The organism is Polaromonas sp. CG_23.6, from assembly GCF_029892315.1.
In the GTDB taxonomy this organism is placed as follows: domain Bacteria; phylum Pseudomonadota; class Gammaproteobacteria; order Burkholderiales; family Burkholderiaceae_C; genus Polaromonas.
Map to the genome: position 1 here is coordinate 2610173 of NZ_JARXUY010000001.1, position 19092 is coordinate 2629264.

Here is a 19092-nt window from a genome sequence, read left to right on the forward strand (position 1 = left end):
CTGCCCGCCAGCAAAAAAGCAGCCTGAGGTTCAGGCTGCTTTTTTTTCGGCTAAATTTCCTGCTTCGGCCGCGTTGAATTCGGCCCTTTTCCACCGTCTAGCTCCATCGTCAAGCTGTTTTGAACAAACCTTCTCCTGCCATCATTGCCCAGTCTGCCGTGCGGCGCCTGCCGCGGCGGGCACTGCTGCTGTTCTGCGCGGCCTACATCCTTCCGGGGTTCCTTGGACGCAGCCCGTGGAAAAACGAGGACATCACAGCCTTTGGCGTGATGCGCGAACTCGCCTCTTCGGCCGCCAACTGGTTGCAACCACAACTTCTCGGCCAGTTCACCGGCTTTGATGCATTGCTGCCTTACTGGCTTGGCGCGCTGGCCATCAAACTGCAGCCTTTTCTTGATCCTGCCATGGCGGTGCGCATTCCCTACATGCTCCTGCTGGCGTTGACACTGCTGACCAGTTGGTATGCGGTGTATTACCTGGCCAAAAGCCCGCAGGCGCAACCCGTGGCGTTTGCCTTTGGCGGCGAAGCCAATCCAGTGGACTATGCAAGGGCGATTGCCGACGGTGGTGTGCTGGCGTTGATTGCCTGCCTGGGCCTGGCGCAGTTTTCACACGAAACCACACCTGCCCTGGCGCAATTGGGGTTTACGTCGCTGGCGTTCTACGCCATGGCCGCCAGCCCGTACCGCCGCGCCACACGGCTTGCCGGTCCGGCGCTGGGCCTGCTGATCGGCCTGGCAGGCTTGGCCTTGAGTGGTGCGCCTACGCTGGCCCTGCTACTGGGCGTGGGTGGCACGCTGGTTGAATGGTCGCACAAGCGATGGAATCCTTCATCGCATTCGGACGCCGCGAGCGACCAGCAGTCCTGGCACTGGGTGCTGCTGATCGCCGGCATCACAGTGGCCGTTTTGCTGATGAGCTCCGGATTGAATCTGTGGCGCTGGCGGATCGAACTGCCAGGCTCCAACAGCCAGTCCACCTGGAGCGACTGGGAAAGCCTGGGACGCCTGCTGCTGTGGTTTACCTGGCCCGCCGGACCGCTGGCCTTGTGGACTCTGTGGCGCTGGCGCCGGCAACTCACCAGCCGCCATGTGGCACTGCCGATGTGGTTTGCCGGCATGGCTGTGGTGTCGGCGTTCACCACTGATGCTTCAGACCGCAGCCTGCTGTTGAGCCTGCCGCCGCTGGCAGCGCTGGCCGCTTTTGCCCTTCCGACACTCCAGCGCAGTGTGGCTTCGCTGATCGACTGGTTCACATTGCTGTTTTTCACTACGTGTGCGATTGCCATCTGGGTGATCTGGATTGCCATGCAGACCGGCTTTCCCCGGCAACCGGCGGCAAATGTCGTCAAACTGGCGCCAGGCTTTGAGCCGAGCTTTTCGCTGCTGGCATTTGTCAGCGCGGTAGCGGCCACACTGGCCTGGGCCTGGCTGGTGCGCTGGCGCACCGGCGCGCATCGGGCCGCCATCTGGAAATCGCTCGTGCTGCCTGCCGGCGGTACTACCCTGTGCTGGCTATTGCTGATGACCCTCTGGATGCCCTTGCTGGACTATGCGCGCAGCTTTGCGCCGCTGTCGCGGCAAGTGGCCAGCCTGGTCGACAAAAATGAGTGTGTTGAAATTTTCGGCGTCGAAAGCGCCCAAGCGGCGGCCCTGCAATACCACGGCAAGCTTGAACTGCGCCAGGCAACGCCGCAAGCAAGCTGCCCTTACCTGGTGGTGGACGTCAACGCCCAGGCGCGTCTGGGCAGCGCCGTCAACTTGCCCGACTGGGCGTTCCAGGCGACGGTGCGCAAACCAACCGACAAGACCGAAAACATGCTGGTGTACAAGCGCGTCAGCGTCGGGGCAGCCCCTGCAACAGCGGCTGTCCCGCGCAGCCCATGAGTGAGATGCGGCGCATCGGCCGCCATGCAGGAACCATCCTGGTCGGCCAGTTGGCGGTGATGGCCTTTGGCGTTGCCGACACCTTGATTGCCGGGCGACACAGCGAAGCAGCGTTGGCTGCCCTTTCTGTCGGCTCGGCAATTTACATCAGTGTGTATGTCGGCTTGATGGGGATTGTGCAGGCGCTGCTCCCCATATGGGCTGAAATGCTGGGGTCGCGGCGGCCTGCGGCCGTTGGCCCTTCATTGCGCCAAAGCGTCTATCTGTGTGGCGTCATCAGCCTTATAGGCATGACCGCCCTTCTGTTTCCAGGACCGCTGCTGCGCTGGGCTGAGGTGCCGGTGGCGATGCTGGACGAAGTCCAGCGCTACTTGGGCGTGCTGGCCTTTGCCTTCGCGCCTTCGCTCCTATTCAAGCTCTACGCCACGTTCAACCAGTCACTAGGCAAGCCGCGCTTGGTGACGTGGCTGCAGATTAGCGCGCTGGCAATCAAGATTCCATTGTCAATCTGGTGGGTCTCGGGCGGCGCTGGCGTCGAGGCCATGGGAGTGGTCGGCTGCGCCTGGGCAACCCTGGTTGTCAACTACGTGCTGCTGGTGCTTGCCGTGGTGATGCTGCGCACACAAGATATCTACCAACCGTTCCAGCTCTGGCAGCGCATGGAACGACCCGACTGGCGACAACTCGGCGCCTTTCTGCGGCTCGGCCTGCCCGGGGGTCTGGCCTATCTGGTGGAAGTCACTTCGTTCACCCTGATGGCTCTGTTTATCGCCCGCTTGGGTACTGTTGCGTCAGCCAGCCACCAGATTGCGGCCAGCGTGGCTACCGTGCTGTACATGATGCCGCTGTCCATAGCGGTGGCCTGCAGCGCCCGCGTTTCCTTCTGGCTGGGCGCGGACCGTCCAGACCAGGCAAGACATGCAGTTTATATAGGTTTTATGCTTACAGCGCTTGTTGCGCTTGCGTTTTCAGCTACTGTTTACATAGCAACACCCACGCTGGCCAGTTGGTATTCAGCAAGTCCTGCAGTCGTGGCCCTGGCATCCGTGTTATTGCCGTGGGTGGCGCTTTACCATGTCGCCGATGCCTTGCAAGCGCTGTGTGCCTTTTTGCTGCGTTGCTACCGCATCACCATTGCACCATTGGCGCTATACGGGCTGCTCCTCTGGGGACTCGGCCTGTATGGCGGCTACCAATTGGCTTACGTGGGTCTGGCCGGGCACCCGGCCACACAGGCCGCAAGCAGTTTCTGGGTTGCCAGCACCGTGGCCATTGGTCTGGTGGCCATGGCATTGCTGGGCATTCTGATGCAGGCGGTAAGCCGCAGCCAGCAAAGCTACCCAGACAGACTTCAGACTGGCTGAAGATGCCGACGCACCCGGGCTGCAGGAAAAATGATGCAAAAGCGTGAACCCTGCCCCACCTGGCTCTCGATTTGCAGTTCAGCCCCATGCCGCTGCGCTACGTGCTTGACAATGGCCAGCCCCAAGCCAGTTCCGCCAGTCTCTCGTGAACGGCTGCGGTCAATGCGGTAAAACCGTTCAGTCAGCCGCGGCAGGTGTTCAGCGGCAATACCCGGTCCTGAATCCCTGACGCAAAAGCTGCCGCGTCCATCCGGCAGCAGCGTCCAGGTGACGCGGATCAAACCGGCCTCAGGCGTGTAGCGAACGGCATTGTTTACAAGATTCGACAAGGCGCTGCCGAGTTCGCGCCCGATGCCTGCAAGGTCGCAAGCTGGACCGACATCGAACACCATTTGATGCCCCTGCGGCGACATCACACTGGACAGCGCCCGGGCTTCCTGCTCGCACTGCGAAAACAACAAGTGGGCAGCGGTCCATTCATGGGTACCAGGCAGCGGACTACCCTCCAGCCGCGACAGTGTCAGCAAATCATCTACCAAAGTCTGCATGCGTTGCGACTGTTGGGCCATCAGCGCCAGGCAACGGTCACGCTCGGGTTTTTTAAGTGGCAGGTTTTGCAGCGTCTCGATGAAACCGGCTACCACCGTCAGCGGTGTGCGGATTTCATGCGACACATTGGCAACGAAATCGCGCCGCATGGCTTCGGCCTGCTCAAGCGCGGTAATGTCGCGCGACACCAGCAGTTTCTTGTTCTTGCCATAAGGATGCACATGCACCGACAGCCTGACCGGCCGGCCGGCGGTGTTGAAGTTTCCCGGAAACTGTACTTCATGCGCGAAACTGGCAGCCGTCATGTAGGCACTGAAAGCCGGGTCGCGCACCAGGTTGGCAATATGCTGCTGGAGATCGCGCCGGGCATCAAAACCGAAATGCTGAGCCGCCGTCTGGTTACACCATTCGATGCGCCCTTCGGCGTCCAGCAACACCACGCCATTGGGCGACGCCTGCAGGGCCGCCAGGAATTCATCCAGACGGGCCTGGCTTTCGCGGTATTGTTGGTGGCGGTTTTTCAGCAGGCGGCGTACCCGGTCGGCCGACTCGCCCCAAACACCGGGCAGTCGCGGCTGGGGACCGGCCATCAGCACTGGCATTTCGTTGCTTTGCTCAGAGCGAAGCCAGTTCAACAGTCGCCGGGCATAAAAACTGTCCATAAATTGCCAGACAGCAGCGCCCAGCAGCAATCCCCAGGCCAGACCTTCGCGCGACGCCAGCCACCAGCCCAGTGTCCCGCCCGCCAGCGCAAAAACCATCCAGACAATCCAGCGGCCGATCATGACTCCGGGGATGCCAGAGCAGCAGAAGGTTTGGCCATGCTACCGGTCAGCCGGTAGCCCGCCCCCCGGACGGTTTCCACCATGGCGCCAGCCTGTCCCAACGCTTCACGCAGGCGCTTGACATGGACATCAACCGTGCGTTCCTCGATAAACACATGGTCGCCCCAAACCTTGTCAAGCAGGCTGGCGCGGCTGTGAACCCGCTCCGGATGTTTCATCAGGTGGTGCAGCAGCTTGAACTCAGTCGGCCCCAGCTTGAGCTCCTGGCTTTGCCAGGCGATGCGGTGCGTGGCAGCGTCAAGCACCAACGCTCCCACGGTCACCCGGTCGCCTGGTGCTTCGGGCGCACGCCGGCGCAGCACGGCGCGGATGCGGGCCAGCAGTTCCTGCGTTGAAAAGGGCTTGGTGATGTAGTCGTCGGCGCCGGCGTCCAGCCCGGCAACCTTGTCGGGTTCATCGCCGCGCGCGGTCAGCATCAGGATAGGAATGCTTTTGGTGCGCTCCTGCTTGCGCCAGTGACGCGCCAGGCTCAGGCCGCTCTGGCCAGGCAGCATCCAGTCGAGCAGGATCACGTCGGGCAATTCGGCGTCGAGTTCCCGCTGCGCGGCCACACTGTCGTAGGCCAGTACCGGTATGAAACCGCCATGCTTCAGATTGACCTGGATGAGTTCGGCAATGGCAGGTTCGTCCTCGACGATCAATACGCGGGGCAGGTGCTTCATGGTGGCTCAGGACTTGACGACTGACTCGACCTGCTCCATCGGGCTGTGCCGCACATCGGCACCCTTGACGATGTAGATGATGAATTCTGCGATGTTCTTGGCATGGTCGCCCACGCGCTCAATGGCTTTGGCAATGAACAACAGGTCCAGGCTGGCCGAAATAGTACGCGGGTCTTCCATCATGTAGGTGATGAGCTTGCGTACGAAACCATCGAACTCGGCATCGATCAGGTCGTCTTCCTTCAAGATGGACACCGCCGCCGTCGTGTCCAGTCGGGCAAAGGCATCCAGTGCCTTGCGCAGCAGACCCGAAGCCAGGTCAGCAGCGACTCTCAAATCCGACGACGGGAGCGTGCGCGACGCGCCGTTCTGCATGATGGACTTGACCATGCGCGCGATTTTGGTGGCTTCGTCTCCGGCACGCTCCAGGTTGGCAGTGGTTTTGGAAATCGCGATCAGCAGGCGCAAGTCGCGCGCCGTTGGCTGGCGCCGGGCGATGATCGAAGACAGCTCGCGGTCGATGTCGAGTTCCATGCTGTTCACGCGAAGCTCGGTCTCGATGACCTGGTTGGCGCATTCGGCGCTGTACTGGGACAGCGCATGAATCGCCAGCCGTAGCTGCGATTCCACCAACCCGCCGAGTTCCATTACGCGGGATGAGACGGCGTTGAGTTCGCTGTCGAACTGGGTGGATAAATGTTTGTCAACCATGATGCAGTTCCTGTGCGTGTGTTCAGCCGAAACGGCCGGTGATGTAGTCTTCGGTTTCCTGACGCTTTGGCTTGAAGAAAATGTCTTCGGTAACGCCGAATTCCACCAGGTCGCCCAGGTACATATAGGCGGTGTAGTCGCTGCAGCGCGCCGCCTGCTGCATGTTGTGCGTCACGATGACCACGGTGTAGTCGTTTTTAAGTTCGGAAATCAACTCTTCGATCTTGGCGGTGGAAATCGGGTCCAGTGCCGAACACGGCTCGTCGAGCAGCAGCACTTCGGGCTTGATGGCAATGCCCCGGGCAATGCACAACCGCTGCTGCTGTCCGCCCGACAGACTGGAGCCGCTCTGGTTGAGCTTGTCCTTGACCTCATTCCACAGCGCTGCCTTGCGCAAGGCCCATTCGACCCGTTCGTCCATGTCGGACGAGTTGAGGCTTTCAAACAGCTTTACGCCAAAGGCGATGTTGTCGTAGATCGACATCGGGAAGGGCGTGGGTTTCTGGAACACCATACCGACCTTGGCCCGCAGCAGTGCCACGTCCTCTTTGGAGCTGAGCAGGTTGGTGCCGTCCAGCAGCACTTCGCCCTGCGCGCGCTGCTCCGGGTAAAGCGCGTACATCCGGTTTAAAACCCTCAGAAGCGTCGATTTGCCGCAGCCCGAAGGACCGATGAAGGCGGTGACCTTGTGCTCGGGGATTTCCAGGTTGATGTTCTTCAGGGCATGAAATTTGCCATAGTAAAAATTCAGGTTCTTGACTGAAATTTTTGATTTTTCGCGGATTGCGTTCAGGGTTTCCATCATTTGCCTAGTCTTGGAGAGCTTGTTCAACGCCGGGCCGGGGTTGGCCGGACAATCAGTCTTTTTTGCGCGTCAGGACGCGCGCAAGGATATTCAAGCCCAACACCGCCATAGTGATGATGAACACACCGGCCCAGGCCAGTTTTTGCCAGTTTTCATACGGGCTCATCGCGAACTTGAAGATCGTCACCGGCAGGCTGGCCATCGGCTCGCTCAGGTTCGAGGTCCAGAACTGGTTGCTCAGCGCGGTGAACAGCAAGGGGGCGGTTTCACCGGCAATGCGCGCCACGGCCAACAGGATGCCGGTGACCACGCCAGCCCGGGCCGCACGCAAGGTGATCTGGGTGATCACTTTCCACTTCGGCGCGCCCAGCGCGTAGGCGGCTTCACGCAGCCCCGGTGGAATCAGCTGCAGCATGTTCTCGGTGGTACGGATCACCACCGGAATCACGATCAGTGCCAGCGCGATGACGCCAGCCCAGCCTGAAAATGAATGAAAGCGCGACACTACAACCGTATAGACAAACAGGCCGATGACGATGGATGGCGCCGATAGCAAAATATCGTTGACAAAGCGCGTCACCGACGCAAGCCAGCCCTTGGTGTTGTACTCGGCCAGGTAGATGCCAGCCATGATGCCAATCGGTGTGCCGACAAAGGTCGAAAGCATCACCATCAAAAACGAGCCGTAAATCGCATTGGCAATTCCACCTTCCTCGTTCGGCGCCGGCGTCATCTGGGTAAAGGTGGCCAACGTGATGCCGCCGATACCCAGCCTGACGGTTTCCCACAGTATCCAGAACAGCCAGAACAGGCCAAAGCACATGGCCCCGAACGACAGCACCAGCGCAACCTGATTGACGCGCTTGCGCTGGGCAAACCGCGCCAGGCGCGCGGCCTGCGCAGGGTTTTGCATGACGGCGCTCATGTCTTGACTCCTTCATTTTTCTGTAACTGCGACAGCAGCAGCTTGGACAGCGACAGCACCACGAAAGTGATGAAGAACAACACCAGCCCCAGATAGATCAATGACGCCTGGTGCAGGCCTTCGCCGGCCTCGGCGAACTCGTTGGCCAGCGCCGACGTGATGCTGTTGGCTGCCTGGAACAGGCTCAGGGAATCGAGCTGGTTGAAGTTGCCGATGACAAACGTCACCGCCATGGTTTCGCCCAATGCACGGCCAAGCCCCAGCATGATGCCGCCCATCACGCCAGCCTTGGTGTAGGGAAGCACGACCTTGGACACCACTTCCCAAGTCGTGGCGCCCAGGCCATAAGCTGATTCCTTGAGCAGCACCGGAGTGACCTCAAACACGTCACGCATCACCGACGCGATAAACGGGATGATCATGATCGCCAGGATGATGCCGGCAGACAAAATGCCAATGCCAACCGGCGGACCTGAAAACAGGGCGCCCAGGTAAGGCACGTCGCTGAACATGGCTTGCAGCGGCTGCTGCACATACGTCGCCAGGATCGGGCCAAACACCAGCAGCCCCCACATGCCGTAGACAATTGAGGGGACGGCAGCCAGCAGTTCGATGGCCGTTCCCAGCGGACGCTTGAGCCAGGCCGGCGACAGCTCGGTCAGGAACAGTGCAATGCCAAAGCTCACCGGCACTGCAATGAACAGCGCAATGAAGGATGTGGCCAGCGTGCCATAGATCATCACCAGCCCGCCGTACTCGTTTTTAACCGGGTCCCAGACGCTGCTGGTCAGAAAACCAAGGCCATACTTGCTGATGGCCGGCCAGGCGCCAATGACCAGTGACAACAGAATGGCAAACAACAAAGCAAGCGTGATCAATGCGGCGCCCAGCGCTGCCCAGCCAAAAATTTTGTCGGGCAGCGGGCTTCGCTTTAAAGGTCTGACAGGGGGAGGATTGGTCATGGCGCGTCCGGTTGCTGTTGCCGGAAACTCCAAAGTGGCCCGGTGTGCCGGAAGTGTAGAGGACACGAAATAAACCCCTGTATTGGTAAAGGCGCGAAACCGTTTTTTTTTTACTTATTTATAGGCAATGGCTTTGCCAGACGTGTCCTTCACCTCGGCCCAGGATTTTGCAATAACGCTTTTCACACTGTCAGGCATTGGCACATAGTCAAGCGCGGCAGCGGTCTGGTCGCCATTTTTATAGGCCCATTCAAAAAACTTCAGCGACGAGGCGGCTTGCTCCGGCTTGTCCTGCGCCTTGTGCATCAAGATGAACGTGGCGCCGGTCAGGGGCCAAGCGTCCTTGCCAGGCTGCTCGGTCAGGATCTGGTAAAAGCTCTTGGCCCACTGGGCACCCGCGGCGGCGGCCTTGAACGAGCCATCATCGGGTGACACAAAATTGCCGTCTGCATTTTTCATCAGTGCATACGTCAGCTTGTTTTGCTTGATGTAGGCATATTCCAGGTAGCCAATCGAGTTCGGCAAACGGCCAACGAAAGCGGCAACGCCCTCGTTGCCCTTGCCACCGGCACCGACAGGCCAGTTGACCGCCGTGCCCTCGCCCACCTTGGACTTCCACTCGGAATTGACCTTGCTCAGGTAGTTGGTGAAGATAAAACTGGTACCAGAACCGTCGGCGCGTCGCACCGGTGCAATGGCCGCGTCAGGCAAAGCCAGGCCCGGGTTCAGCGCCTTCAGGGCCGGATCGTTCCATTGGGTGATCTTGCCCAGGTAGATGTCGCCCAGCACCTGACCAGTCAATTTCAGCTGGCCAGGCGCAATGCCCTTGATGTTCACCACGGGAACCACGCCGCCAATCACGGTAGGAAATTGCATAAGGCCTTTGCTGGCCAGTTCTTCGTCCTTCAACGGCATGTCCGACGCACCAAAATCCACAGTCTTGGCCTCGATCTGTCGAATTCCAGCGCCCGAACCGACTGACTGGTAATTGATCTTGATATTGGTGGCCTTGTTGTAATCGGCAGCCCACTTGGAGTACAGGGGCGCCGGGAAGGTAGCGCCTGCACCGGTCACATTCTGTGCGGCTGAAAATGCAGCAAATGACATCAGGGCGGCGCCCATGGTCAGGGTCACGGAAGCTTTGAAAGTCGATTTCATCAGAACACCTTTGCAGTTGGTAAGAAAGATGTCTTCACTTTAAAAGCCTTGTGTGACAAATTTGTGACAGCCGTGCAGTCGCCTTGCGCGCGTTGGCGCAACAAATACGTATCTTGAAATTGTCAAATTTTTGTCATCGCGCGGTCATGAATTCTGCCTAAACTTTTGGCTGCCCTGCTTCATGGCAATGATGTAAAACCGCAGTGACAAGTCACGCAGTCGAGCTGCGCTATTAATATTCAAGACGAATAACTTTGTGACGTGCGGTAAAGCGCTGACGCAGACACACGACATTGTGGCGACCAAATGGCATCATGCTTGTCTAACGACTACGAACAGTCGTAGCAGGCAGAGGCGGTTTTAGACACACCTTTTTATCATGATTTATGGGCTAAGCGCTTAATGGAATTACACTTTAAGCTACTTAATTTATAGCAAATAAATACGCATTCCCAATCACTGAGACATCATCATGCCCCTGCCGTCTTGCATCATCAAGCGGTGCCAATGGGTTGCAGCCATGCGACGCATCCTGACACCGGATGGCCCCCTGATCGGCAGACAACCCGCTTCATGCCCGCGTGACGGAGCAAAAATGGCCGTCGCCTGAATGCTATGCTGACTTTTCATCAAAAAACCTGAACATGCAAAACGGAACACTGCTTGCCGCTGTGGACTTGGGGTCCAACAGCTTTCGCCTTGAAATCGGCAGGTTAGACCATGGCCGTATCCATCGCATTGAATACCTCAAGGAAACTGTGCGCCAGGGCAACGGACTGGACGCCGAGCGAAGGCTGTCACAAGACGCCATGCAACGTGGCTGGGACTGCCTGGCTCGGTTTGGTGAGCGCCTGGCAGGATTCGAAAAAGATCAGGTCCGCGCAGTAGCCACGCAGACGCTGCGCGAAGCCGTCAACCGCGACGACTTCATCAAACGCGGCCAGAAACTGCTTGGTTTTCCAATCGACGTGATTGCTGGCCGCGAGGAAGCCCGGTTAATTTATCAAGGTGTCGCACATTTGCTGTCCCAGTCAGACGAGCGCCGCATGGTGATCGATATTGGCGGACGCTCGACCGAAATGATTCTTGGTCAGGGCCTGCAAGCCCATATCCTGGAGTCATATCAAGTAGGCAGTGTGGCCTGGTCGATGCGCTATTTCCCTGAAGGCCAGTTCACTGCAAGCGCCTTCGAACAGGCTCAAATTGCCGCCAAGGCGGTACTTGATGAAACCATAAACACATACCATTCAGGCGCTTGGGATACGGCATATGGTTCGTCTGGAACAATAAACGCGGTCTGCGAGATGCTCACTGCTGCAGGCTGGCCGCCCGGTGTCGTAACGCGCGCAGGCCTCGATTGGCTGCTGGATCGCTTGATCAAGGCACAAACAGCCGAACGTCTGAAACTTGAAGGCATGAAGGAAGACCGACGGCCCGTCATAGGCGGTGGAATCAGTGTACTCAGGGCAGTGTTCGACCTGCTGGACATTGACCAGATGGTAGCTGCGCAAGGTGCACTGCGTCATGGTGTGCTTTATGACCTGGTTGACCGTGATGAAGGCGTTGCGGATGTGCGCAGCACGAGTGTGCAGAGGCTGGCCCACAACTTTAGCACTGACACTGTGCAGTCGGCGCGCTTGAGCAAGGTGGCGTTGCACCTGTTCAAACTGGCGAGTACTGGCATGCCTGATGTCCACTTACAGCATGCCCAGCGCAACTTGGGCTGGGCGGCGCAACTGCATGAAGTTGGCTGCCAGATTTCGCACAATTATTACCACAAGCACGGCGCATACATTCTTGATAACGCCGATGCACCAGGCTTTGCAGTGCATGAAATGCACCGCCTGAGCCTTTTGGTGCTTGGCCACCGGGGTAAGTTGCGCAAGCTGGAAGCTGATTTCGATGACAGGCTGTTCGTCCAGCAATTGCTTTGCTTGCGCCTGGCGGTGATTTTGTGCCATGCCAGGCGAGATCCAGATCTCAAGGGACTGCAACTCAAATGGGATGACGAGCCAGGTCGACGCTTTTGCCTGACGTGCCGCGCAGGTTGGGTTCAAGCTTTTCCTCAATCTGCGTATTTGCTCCAGGAAGAAGTTCTGGCGTGGCAAAAAACACCCTGGTCACTGCTCGTTTCCGGATTGCAATGTTGATTGGAGCGGTTTCACCGGCCAAAAAGCTATTAACGACCTGAAGCTTGAACTCCGTTTTGTACTTCCTCATAAACCCCTTTGAAGTTTGTCCAACTTCTGGGGGTCAGTTCAGTTTCGTGAAGGCCCGTTGGGGTAATTCAGACCTACATGACGGCCTGACAGGCTAATTGCTGAGAGTAGTTTTCTTAAGCTTTGGCAGGGGGAATGTATCCGATAGGCTCCAGTAGTCGGTGATGATTAAACCAGGACACCCAATCAAGCGTGGCAAGTTCCAGTGATTGCTTGGTTTTCCAAGGCGCCCTAAGGTGAATTAATACGGTCTTGTTCAGGCCGTTGCTGGTTTCAGCCAAAGCGTTGTCATGACTGTCGCCTTTGCTGCCCATAGAGGGCACAATGCCTGCTTCTGCAAGCCGCTCGCTGTACCGAATGGACACGTATTTCGAACCCCTGTCGTTATGGTGAATCAGCGCGCCGGCGCGCTCAGGCTGGCGGTCATACAAGGCCTGCTCCAATGTGCCCGTGCAGAAAACAAAGTCTGTTCGCATGGAACTGCTATTGCGCCAGCCCACGACTCGGTCAGCAAAAAAAGCATTCGTGCTCATCACGGTCAACAGTACACAAGAACTCTTTCAACGTGTTGACCCCAGCATTGGGCCCATAGCGGTGCCACTTCAGGTCTGCTGGCCCCAAATCTTCTGGCGTGCAACTCGATTGGAAAGGAGTCGGCTGCCCAACTCCTGCTGACCGCTGGCGACAATTCTGAACGAATCAACTCTGAAGCGAGCTTCGCCGCGCTGTGCGGCGTCAGCCCGGTGCCGGCCTCGTCTGGCAAGGTCACGCGTCATCGCCTAAATCGCGGCGGCGATCGAGCCGCGAACAGCGCATTGCACATCATTGCCATTGGACGGCTTCGCACTGATCCGCGTTCGCAGGCCTATGTCGCCCGCCGAGTCGCTGAAGGTCACTCCAAGCTGGAGGCGATCCGTTGCCTCAAACGCTTCATTGCTCGGGAGGTATTTGGCCTGATCCGTCAACGCGCAAAAGAAATTGCGCAATCTCAAATTGCCGCTTGACAAACAGAAGGGCGTCAACGGCGCGCCCATGAAGGGCGAAACCATGCTGGCAACCATGCAGCGCCTGGGAGTGGCCCACACGCGCAGCCGTCCGTCCGTGAGCAATGACAATCCATATGTGGAAGCGGCCTTCAGAACCCTGAAGTACCGCCCCCAGCTACCCGTCAAGCCGTTTGAAAATTTGCTGGCTGCGCGGCGCTGGGTTACGGAGCTAGCGCATTGGTACAACGATCAGCATCGCCACAGCGCGATTGCCTTCGTGACGCCAGCGCAGCGCCATGCCGGCTTAGACCTGGCACTGCTTGAGGAGCGCAAGCTCGTCTATGAACGAGCCCGCCAGAACAACCCCCAACGCTGGTCAGGGCAGCCTCGCCAGTGGACGTATGTCGATGTCGTGCACCTGAACCCAGAAACCCCGCAAATCAAGGAGTCTCAACACACGCAAAAAGCAGCCTGACTCCACTTCACTTTAGGCGACAACTTCCTTGACAGCCACCGTCTTCGCCGATGCGCTTTAACTGGCAGCCACAGGTGCAGGTGGTGCTGTCGGGTTCGTGGTGCAGCTCAACGCGGGGCAGCTCTGGCGGCAAGGCTGCGCGCTTAGGTTGCTGGCGGGGTTCTTTGGCTGCGTTGGCCGGTGGCGCCAGGTCCTGAAGCTCTTGCTCAATAGCGGCGATGTCGGCATCGATGGTTTCATCAAGCAGACTAGCCTGGCCAGCGTCGAGTTGTTCGCGGCTGCGACCAAACTTCCAGCGCTTGAGCACTGCCATCTCATGCGTGAGCTGGTCGATCTTGGTCTGGCGGTACAGGATCTCGCGGTCTTTGCTGGAGATGGTTTGGTCCAGGCTGGCGATTTGCTGGTCGAGTGCATTGATCTGCAGACTGCGCGCACCGATCTCCTGATCATTGCGAGCAACTTGTGCGATCAAATCAGTGACGAGTTCGCGCAGTTGATCTGCGTTCAAGCCGGACAGTGATTCGGGTGCGACAACCATGAACGCAAGTGTGCCCGTGCCCCCGAAAATTGCCTATTGGCGCATCCCCCAATAGACGCAAACGCACCTCGTAATCCAGAATCACACCACGCTGATAATGCCGCCCTCGCCGATGCGTGACCAGGGCAAGCCCAGTACCAAGGCATCCAATTGGGCGCGGCTCAAACTCACACGATTGACGCCACCGGGCGCACTTGCAGCACGGGTCTGGGGCCAGACAAAGTGGCCTTGGTGCAGCCGCCTTGCTGCCAGCCAGATGCCGATACCGTCATGCACCAGCACCTTCATGCGGTTGGCACGCCGATTGGCAAACAGGTAGGCCGTATGGGGGTGGGCGGCACCGAATACACCCACCACGCGGGCCAGCGCCGTGTCCGTGCCGGCGCGCATGTCCAGAGGTACGGTGGACAGCCATACCGCGTCGATGCGAATCACTTCAAGCACTCGCGCAGCCACTGCGCGCAGGCGGCGCCACCGGCAAGTGGCCAGTGCACGACGATGGTGGTATTGGCGCGTTTGACCTCAACGCGGATGTCAGCAGTGGGCTGCACGGTTGCCGGCTCTGCAGCCCAATTCAATGTGACAGGCACAAAGGTCTGTGGCCGATTGACCAGTGTGCCCTGGCTGTGTTCTCGCAACCAGCGGTGCACGATGTTGGCATTGATGCCGTGCTGCATTGCCACCCCGGCAATGGACGCGCCGGGCTGGGCGCAGGCTCCGACAACTTGCAGTTTGAGTTCGGGACTGTAGAACCGTCGCTTGGGGACTTGGGGGGTGCGAGTCTCGCTCGCAATGGTGTGCATGATGTTCATCGCGCACACTATCTCTGAATGTCAGCAAGCCTTCAATGTGTGTTTGCCGGACGCATACCGCCCGGCACTACCTGGACCATGATCGCTGCCTGGCTGGAACCCTGAAGGCACTGGGATACCCGTGCCGCAAAACGCTCGCAGCCTGGCTCAACGAGCTGCATCCCGAAACGAGGAAACGCATTGTCGGCAAAGCGCGCAGCGTGCCGCGCCCTCAAGCGCTAAAGCAGACAGCTGTTCAATCGAGCTGTGCACCCGGCAGACAAGTGCGCAAGCCATTGCACAAAAGCTGGCCGTGAGCAGGCCGACGCTGTACCAATGGAAAAATCAATTACTGGGTACTGAGGCTCCCGCATCCATGAAATGGGCTGCGTCAGCCCAATGATGTTTGAGCAACGCTGGATCGCGGCCCAGCAGCAAGACAGGAAATCCGCATAATAGGCAGCTATGAAGTATGGAAAACAGGGGCAAGATCAGTTGTCCAGAAGGCACGCCGCTGGATCGCATTACGGCAAGACGCAGGATTGGTGGCCGCCGCCCTACGGTTAATCCCCATTGAATAATTTCCTACAACACCAAATGAATATGTATCCCTATGACTTTAGCGACCCTTACGGTCCGCACTGACACGCTTGTCGTGACTTGGACGGACAGCACTACCACCACTCCTTTTCCAACAATCTGGCTGCGCGATAATTGCCCCTCTGGTTTGCATCCAGAAACCCATGAACGCTTGTTCGATCTGTTGTCAATTGACGAAGCACCAATCCTGAGGTCTGCCGCAATTGACGGCGAAACAGCCGTGCTGAGCTATACAGATGGCCATATCAGCCACATGCCTATTTCACTGTTGAGCGCGCATCGTCCGGGCCAATCAAGCTTTGACGCTGGCGACATATCTGCGCAGCATTGGCGTGCAGATCATGGTGCGGCAAACATCTCACGTCACGCGGCCAACTCCATTCTTGCAGACGATTTTGCGCTGAAAAACTGGATGCAAGACACCGCAACATTTGGTCTAACAATCGTTGACCACTTACAAGATCATACAGATGCAGGTGTCGAGATTGCTGAGCGGATCGGCTTTTTGCGGGCCACAAACTTCGGCTCCACATTTGAGGTCGTCAACAAACCCGATCCAAATAACCTTGCTTACACCTCGGTTGCTTTGCCTCTCCACACAGATTTGCCTAACCAAGAGGTGCCTCCAGGTTATCAATTCTTACATTGCTTGGCCAACGAAGCTGTAGGAGGTGGATCGCTGTTTGCGGACGGTTTCGCGATGGCTGAGGACCTTAGGATTGAAGATCAAGATGCGTTTCAGCTGTTGTGTGACATCGCCATTCCTTTCCGTTTTCATGACAAAAGCGCGGATATTAGAGTTTACAAACCAGTCATCACGCTTGGATACAAAGGCGAAGTCATCGAGATCCGCTATAACGCGCATTTGGCTGGTATTTTTGATATGTCTGCTGAGATCATGCCGGCCTATTACCGTGCCTACCGAGCCTACATGGCCAAAACACGAGATCCAAAATACCGCCTGACGTTGAAATTGAAAGCGGGCGAGATGGTCGTATTCGACAACCGGCGCGTTCTGCACGGACGGGAGGCCTTTGATCCCTCCACAGGATTTCGGCATCTTCATGGATGCTATGTAGACCGAGGTGAATTCTTTTCGCGTCTGCGGTTATTGGTGCACGAAACTGACGTCGCCATCGCGGCGTAATTCCCGAAGCAAACATACTAAAGTCACTCAAGATCGGATGAATTACCTTTGCCTTTGGCGCCGAAAGCCGCCATTCGTTTGCATTACGACATTGGTCAGCCGGGGACTCGAAGTAAATTTTCGCTGCGTACTGGCCCGAGTTCTGCGGTTTTGTCGCATTAGCAGTCCCAGCCAAGGATGGCGTTATGTGACAGCCTGAAATTCAATGGTTGGGACGGGCGATGTTGAAGATGAAGGAAATCATTCTGCTGTGCATTCATCCAGCCATTCGCAGCAAGGTTGCGGGGCATCAGCAGGCGATGGTGCAGGGGGCCATTGCAGCAATCAGAGACAACGATGTGGTGGTGGGAATGGGTTTGAACCCTTTCCCCAAGCAGGCGTGCAAGGCGCTGGACGCCATTGGCCAGCCTTACAAGTATCTGGAGTACGGCAACTATTTCAATATTTGACGCGAACGTAACGCACTCAAAATGTGGCCTGGTTGGTCGACTTTTCCTATGGTTTTCGTCAAAGGCACGCTGATTGGGGGCGCCAGTGATTTAAAGGCCATGATTGACAGCGGCGAGTTCAAACAAATACTGGCGTATGCCGCTTAAGGAAGGAGGCTCAATGGCCCGCAGGAAGAAAAGCAATGCCTCCTGGGAAGGTGTCGTGGGTTTCATTTCAGTAACCAGGCAAATAGGCCATTTGCGCCATGTGTAGCCATTACCAAGCCATGAAGGACAGGGAGCGCTACCGGCGCCACTTTGGCGTCGAGCCGCCTGACGACCTGGGCAAGTTCGATGTCTGGCCCATGTATGCAGCCAGCTTCATCCGGCGTCCGCGTGAGGCCGATGTGGGTGATGAGGCTGTGCCGGAGCGCGAAGCCCTGGCCGGCCAGTTCGGGCTGATTCCCCATTGGGCGAGCGACACCGCCATCGCCCGCCATACCTACAACGCTCGCAGCGAAACGGTTGCGACCAAACCGAGTTTCCGCGATGCATGGAAACACGGCCAGCGCTGCATCATTCCGGCTGAAGCGATTTATGAGCCGGACTGGCGAAGCGGCAAGGCCGTGCCGACCCGCATTGCCCGCGCCGATGGCGAGCCCTTGGGAATTGCGGGGCTGTGGTCCTGGTGGAAGTCACCCAAGGGCGAGCTCGTCCACAGTTTTGCAATGCTGACTATCAATGCGGCTGAACACAGGCTGATGAACCAGTTTCACAAGCCCACCGACAAAAAGCGCATGGTCATCATCCTGACGGAGGGGACTTACCAGGACTGGCTGGAGGCGCCGCTGAAGCGGGTTGGCGAGTTTCTGGTGCCCTACCCTGCCGACGCGCTGGTGGCGATGGCTCTGCCAATTCTTTGATCGGTGTGAACGCCTGGTGCGCGATACTCGCGCAATGTCATGGGTTCTGTCGCGTTAGCGGTAAAGCCGCCTGCTGGTCTATGCTGAACGATTTGACTGAAAAGGCTTGAAACGCGATGCTGACTACCAAAGGAATGCGCGTCCCAATCGACGTCATTCTGGTTTACATCCGCTGGTACGCGGCCTATCCATTGAGCTACCGTGATCTTGAGGAAATGGTGGAAGAACGCGGTGTGTGTGCTGACCATTCTTCAATCAACCGCTGGACATCCGGTTTCTGCCCTTGCTTGAAAAAGTGTTCCGCAGACACAAGCGCCCGGTGGGCAGCAGCTGGCGAATGGACGCAACTTGCATCAAGGTCAAGGCGCCTGGAAGTATCTCTACCGCGCGGTAGACAATCAGGGTAAAACGGTCGACTTCTTGTTGACTGCCAAGCGCGACAGGGCCGCAGCCTTGCGCTTCTTTGACAAAGCCATGAGGGCCAGCGGTGTTCCCGAGAAGGTCACGATGGACAAGAGCGGCGCCAACAAGGCGGCGATTGATGCCATCAATGCCGGCCAGGAAACCCCGATCGTGGTTCGGCAAGTGAAGTACCTCAACAACATCGTGGAACAGGACCATTGGGCTGTCAAACGGGTCAGCAAACCGATGCTCAACTTCAAGTCATTCGAGCCGCCAAAAATGTCCTGACCGGCATCGAACTCATGCACATGATCCGCAAGGGGCAGCTCGTGCTTGAAGGCAGCACTGAGCTGTATTTTGCCGATCAGTTTTATGCGTTGGAAGAATAAATCCGTCCCGTTTGAGGAATTGGCATGCGTTCCTACGCCAAGCACGTTCATCAGCCGGCATCGCGACAGAACCAACTCTTGAGCGCGTGCTTCGTCTGGTATCCCAATGGTCGAATGGTCGCGCCAGTGCGTTTGCCGATTTTTATAGAGCGCTTGACAGCTCGAATGCGGTCTTAGTATGAGTACATGAACTACTTTCAAGTAGTCCAAGTTATTGTCCGCACACCCCCGAAGGTTTACTTTTTTGGAAGGAAAAAAAGGGGGGGGGAAATTTCAAGCCTCCCAGCATACCCAAATAGCTGTTATTTTCGGTAACCTAACGATGAT

17 protein-coding genes and 5 pseudogenes are annotated in these 19092 nt (G+C 57.7%); 10 read left to right on the top strand and 12 right to left on the bottom strand.

Annotated elements, in window-relative coordinates:
- Positions 1–119 precede the first annotated feature (119 nt).
- Both H4V98_RS12330 and H4V98_RS12335 read left to right on the top strand, forming a co-directional pair.
- On the top strand, positions 120–1886 hold the full coding sequence (locus H4V98_RS12330) for a hypothetical protein (protein ID WP_196864619.1): 1767 nt from the start codon (positions 120–122) through the stop codon (positions 1884–1886).
- Positions 1883–3250 carry an MATE family efflux transporter gene (locus H4V98_RS12335; RefSeq protein ID WP_196864618.1) on the top strand — a complete coding sequence of 456 codons (1368 nt, stop codon included), beginning with the start codon at positions 1883–1885 and terminating at the stop codon, positions 3248–3250. The genes H4V98_RS12330 and H4V98_RS12335 overlap by 4 nt, the downstream gene beginning before the upstream one ends.
- On the opposite strand, the gene phoR is transcribed toward H4V98_RS12335, so the two are convergent.
- The 7 genes from phoR to pstS form a co-directional block, all read right to left on the bottom strand.
- Positions 3238–4584 (bottom strand): phosphate regulon sensor histidine kinase PhoR, encoded by a 1347-nt coding sequence (gene phoR / locus H4V98_RS12340; RefSeq protein ID WP_196864617.1) that lies wholly within the window; start codon positions 4582–4584, stop codon positions 3238–3240. The two genes, H4V98_RS12335 and phoR, sit on opposite strands and share 13 nt — an antisense overlap.
- Positions 4581–5306, bottom strand: coding sequence for a phosphate regulon transcriptional regulator PhoB (gene phoB / locus H4V98_RS12345; protein ID WP_196864616.1), 726 nt, complete (start codon positions 5304–5306; stop codon positions 4581–4583). Before phoB ends, phoR begins: the two co-directional genes overlap by 4 nt.
- A 6-nt stretch (positions 5307–5312) precedes the next feature.
- The gene (gene phoU, locus H4V98_RS12350; RefSeq protein WP_196864615.1) at positions 5313–6017 is read right to left on the bottom strand and encodes a phosphate signaling complex protein PhoU; all 705 of its coding nucleotides are present in this window, start codon (positions 6015–6017) and stop codon (positions 5313–5315) included.
- A 22-nt stretch (positions 6018–6039) separates the two neighbouring features.
- Entirely contained in the window at positions 6040–6819 is a 780-nt protein-coding gene (gene pstB, locus H4V98_RS12355; RefSeq protein ID WP_231374865.1) for a phosphate ABC transporter ATP-binding protein PstB, read from the bottom strand.
- A gap of 55 nt (positions 6820–6874) precedes the next feature.
- Positions 6875–7747 carry a phosphate ABC transporter permease PstA gene (gene pstA, locus H4V98_RS12360; RefSeq protein ID WP_196864613.1) on the bottom strand — a complete coding sequence of 291 codons (873 nt, stop codon included), beginning with the start codon at positions 7745–7747 and terminating at the stop codon, positions 6875–6877.
- Complete coding sequence (pstC, locus tag H4V98_RS12365; RefSeq protein ID WP_231374866.1) at positions 7744–8709, bottom strand: phosphate ABC transporter permease subunit PstC; 966 nt, start codon at positions 8707–8709, stop codon at positions 7744–7746. The genes pstA and pstC overlap by 4 nt, the downstream gene beginning before the upstream one ends.
- A gap of 114 nt (positions 8710–8823) precedes the next feature.
- On the bottom strand, positions 8824–9867 hold the full coding sequence (gene pstS / locus H4V98_RS12370; RefSeq protein ID WP_196864611.1) for a phosphate ABC transporter substrate-binding protein PstS: 1044 nt from the start codon (positions 9865–9867) through the stop codon (positions 8824–8826).
- 644 nt (positions 9868–10511) lie between these two features.
- Here pstS and ppx point away from each other — a divergent pair.
- Positions 10512–12017: an exopolyphosphatase gene (ppx, locus tag H4V98_RS12375; protein WP_196864663.1), complete on the top strand. Its 1506-nt coding sequence runs from the start codon at positions 10512–10514 to the stop codon at positions 12015–12017.
- A gap of 185 nt (positions 12018–12202) precedes the next feature.
- Here the strand turns inward: ppx and H4V98_RS12380 are convergent.
- Both H4V98_RS12380 and H4V98_RS21595 read right to left on the bottom strand, forming a co-directional pair.
- A pseudogene (locus H4V98_RS12380) lies at positions 12203–12601 on the bottom strand (DDE-type integrase/transposase/recombinase); the annotation flags it as partial.
- Positions 12594–12707 carry a DUF3024 domain-containing protein gene (locus H4V98_RS21595; RefSeq protein ID WP_196864610.1) on the bottom strand — a complete coding sequence of 38 codons (114 nt, stop codon included), beginning with the start codon at positions 12705–12707 and terminating at the stop codon, positions 12594–12596. The gene H4V98_RS21595 and the pseudogene H4V98_RS12380, both read right to left, overlap by 8 nt.
- Here H4V98_RS21595 and H4V98_RS12385 point away from each other — a divergent pair.
- Positions 12698–13090 (top strand): annotated as a pseudogene (locus H4V98_RS12385) (transposase); the annotation flags it as partial. The gene H4V98_RS21595 and the pseudogene H4V98_RS12385 sit on opposite strands and share 10 nt — an antisense overlap.
- Entirely contained in the window at positions 13080–13547 is a 468-nt protein-coding gene (locus H4V98_RS12390) for an integrase core domain-containing protein (RefSeq protein WP_280757522.1), read from the top strand. The pseudogene H4V98_RS12385 and the gene H4V98_RS12390, both read left to right, overlap by 11 nt.
- A gap of 40 nt (positions 13548–13587) precedes the next feature.
- Here the strand turns inward: H4V98_RS12390 and H4V98_RS12395 are convergent.
- From H4V98_RS12395 to H4V98_RS12405, 3 genes and pseudogenes are all read right to left on the bottom strand, one after another.
- Positions 13588–13881, bottom strand: a pseudogene (locus H4V98_RS12395) (IS66 family transposase); the annotation flags it as partial.
- A 285-nt stretch (positions 13882–14166) separates the two neighbouring features.
- A complete protein-coding gene (tnpB, locus tag H4V98_RS12400; RefSeq protein WP_196865133.1) occupies positions 14167–14529 on the bottom strand; it encodes an IS66 family insertion sequence element accessory protein TnpB in 363 nt (120 codons plus the stop codon).
- Positions 14517–14897, bottom strand: coding sequence for a transposase (locus H4V98_RS12405; RefSeq protein ID WP_231374933.1), 381 nt, complete (start codon positions 14895–14897; stop codon positions 14517–14519). Before H4V98_RS12405 ends, tnpB begins: the two co-directional genes overlap by 13 nt.
- A gap of 65 nt (positions 14898–14962) precedes the next feature.
- Between H4V98_RS12405 and H4V98_RS12410 the strand changes: the two are divergent.
- The 5 genes and pseudogenes from H4V98_RS12410 to H4V98_RS12430 form a co-directional block, all read left to right on the top strand.
- Positions 14963–15258, top strand: a pseudogene (locus tag H4V98_RS12410) (IS3 family transposase); the annotation flags it as partial.
- A gap of 231 nt (positions 15259–15489) precedes the next feature.
- Positions 15490–16623, top strand: coding sequence for a TauD/TfdA family dioxygenase (locus H4V98_RS12415; RefSeq protein ID WP_196865119.1), 1134 nt, complete (start codon positions 15490–15492; stop codon positions 16621–16623).
- Positions 16624–16853: 230 nt separating this feature from the next.
- Positions 16854–17072, top strand: a complete 219-nt coding sequence (locus tag H4V98_RS21600) for a hypothetical protein (RefSeq protein WP_348535226.1) — start codon at positions 16854–16856, stop codon at positions 17070–17072.
- 245 nt (positions 17073–17317) lie between these two features.
- Positions 17318–17974: an SOS response-associated peptidase gene (locus tag H4V98_RS12425; RefSeq protein ID WP_196865118.1), complete on the top strand. Its 657-nt coding sequence runs from the start codon at positions 17318–17320 to the stop codon at positions 17972–17974.
- Positions 17975–18090: 116 nt separating this feature from the next.
- Positions 18091–18765, top strand: a pseudogene (locus tag H4V98_RS12430) (IS6 family transposase).
- Positions 18766–19092 lie beyond the last annotated feature (327 nt).